This window comes from Streptococcus sp. HSISS2 (assembly GCF_000448665.1).
GTDB classification, from domain to species: domain Bacteria; phylum Bacillota; class Bacilli; order Lactobacillales; family Streptococcaceae; genus Streptococcus; species Streptococcus raffinosi.
In genome coordinates this window covers 614,654-616,659 of sequence record NZ_CM002133.1, presented here as the reverse complement: position 1 = coordinate 616,659, position 2,006 = coordinate 614,654, and the positions used below count along the sequence as shown (strand labels likewise).

Sequence of the window (2,006 nt, the reverse complement as noted above, 5' to 3'; positions counted from 1 at the left end):
TGATGATCAGCATGGTGCAAATCAGAAACAGGCTGAATCCCAGCGCCTTAAAGATGGTAGAACTCAATTTGGAAAATAACAATAGCAGTGTTGCGACAAGAATTAATCCGACCTGAAGCAATAAATTCATACTGGCAAAGCTCAACAACGTCATGTCCAAGATGAACAAGAGCTTAGTAATCGGATCGATCACCTGGTACCACTTGAGCTTGACCCGTGGCGCTCCAGAAATCAATGTTTGATCAGTCATCATTTATCACCGCTAAAGAAGTGCACCATCCGCTTCGGTAGCTGACGATAGATGAAGAATGCCAGATAGGCCACGCAGACTTTATCCAAAACATCCAAGACAAACTCATCGATAAATGAGGCCAACCACACTGGTGCATGATTGGCGACCATTACCGCAAACAATGAGTCACCCCAAGCGATACCGGTCTGACCACCCCAAAAGATGACGTTGAGTGGCGTTGAAATGGCAGCTGAAACGATGGCAATAATAATTGCAGAAACAAATACTCGTCGCGCTGACGAGAACCACCCCTTGGCGTGCAAAACTCCGACAGCAATACCAATTCCGATGCTGGTTATCGCATACACGGTTGAAATTGGCGATAAGGTCAGCCCATAGATCACGTTGTTGATGAAACCACTGATGGCACCGGCAACTGGCCCAGCCAACATGCTGGCAAGAAAGGTTCCCAAAGACCCCAGCCAAACGGGCAACTTTAACCCCTCCGCCAAGGCTTTGGCAACATAGTTAATCCCCACGGCAGCGGGAATCAAAGTCATGGTGGCAGCACTTAACTTAAATTTCCACATACTGGTACGATGAATCGGTTCTGTTTTCATAATCTTCTCCTTTTGTTTTTAAAGAGCCGTGTCGGGAATGACTTTCGGACGTAACGCTCTATAGTATAGTCAACTGAACTCTTAGGTCTTATCACTTTACTAACCGTAGTCGACATAAATTAATATAGTAAAAATACTATTTTCGAGTTCTTACTCATATCATACGCTTATTCTCGAAATTGTCAAGTCTTTTCTGAAAATTCTGCGAAAAAGTTCGGTAATTGAAAATGCCTAGCTTCTGCTAGACATCTTTTGTTTTTATAATGACTTTAATCGTTATTGCTTATACTTCTTTTTTTAACAAGACAACATCTAGTCTGTTACATAAATCTCGCCACGACTATAGAGGGCAGCTTTTCCTGAAAGGTAAATCCGATTTCCCTCCAAGCAACAAATAAGAACTCCACTTCGCTCAGAGGCTTGATAAGCTCTAAATTCTACTTGTCCTAACTTATTAGCCCATAAAGGAATGACATGACAATGACCTGACCCACAAACTGGATCCTCCTCAATGGATAATTTTGGAGCAAAACTTCGTGTAACAGTATCGTATTTTTCCCCTCTAGCAGTGATATTTAAAAGGAGTCCATCTAAAGCTTTAACTTTATCGAAATCTGGAGTCGCAGCAATGACATCATTTTCATGAGGGAGGATACAAACTAGGTCCCTTCAAGCCACGCTTCAAGCGGACGCACTCCGATTGCTTCTTCCATCTCACTTGTGACTGGAACTTGCTGCATAGAATATACTGGGAAATTAAGCTCATAATACTCAGCTTTCCTAGTAACCACAAGTTCGCCACTTTGTGTTTCAAAGGTAAGATTTTCAGCTTCTTTTTCTTTAAATTGAAAGAGAACAAAGGCCGTTGCCAAAGTAGCATGACCACACAAATCGATTTCTCCACCCGGAGTAAACCAACGTAATTCATAGTAATCATCATTTTTAACCGTAAAAGCTGTCTCAGAGAGATTATTTTCTCTGGCGATATTCTGCAAGGTATTATCCGATAACCATTCATCCAAAAGACAAACAGCAGCAGGGTTGCCTTTAAAAACGGTATCTGTAAAAGCATCAACGATAAATTGTGGGAGGGTATATTGACTAATTGTCATGGACGACTCCTTAAATTGTTTCTTTATTATATCTGAAAAATT

Annotated in this window: 1 protein-coding gene and 2 pseudogenes; all 3 read right to left on the bottom strand. The window is 41.5% G+C overall.

The genetic code is table 11. From position 1 onward, the window contains the following. Window positions 1-250, bottom strand: a pseudogene (locus HSISS2_RS10705) (energy-coupling factor transporter transmembrane protein EcfT); the annotation flags it as partial. Continuing rightward, entirely contained in the window at window positions 250-852 is a 603-nt protein-coding gene (locus HSISS2_RS02885; RefSeq protein WP_021145300.1) for a hypothetical protein, read from the bottom strand. The gene HSISS2_RS02885 and the pseudogene HSISS2_RS10705, both read right to left, overlap by 1 nt. Window positions 853-1,164: 312 nt before the next feature. Beyond that, window positions 1,165-1,964 (bottom strand): annotated as a pseudogene (locus HSISS2_RS02880) (PhzF family phenazine biosynthesis protein). Window positions 1,965-2,006: the final 42 nt, after the last annotated feature.

What these genes read in the sequence shown, in the direction of transcription:
- HSISS2_RS02885 (WP_021145300.1), bottom strand. Translation starts at nt 852, where the DNA reads ATGAAAACAGAACCGATTCATCGTACCAGTATGTGGAAATTTAAGTTA.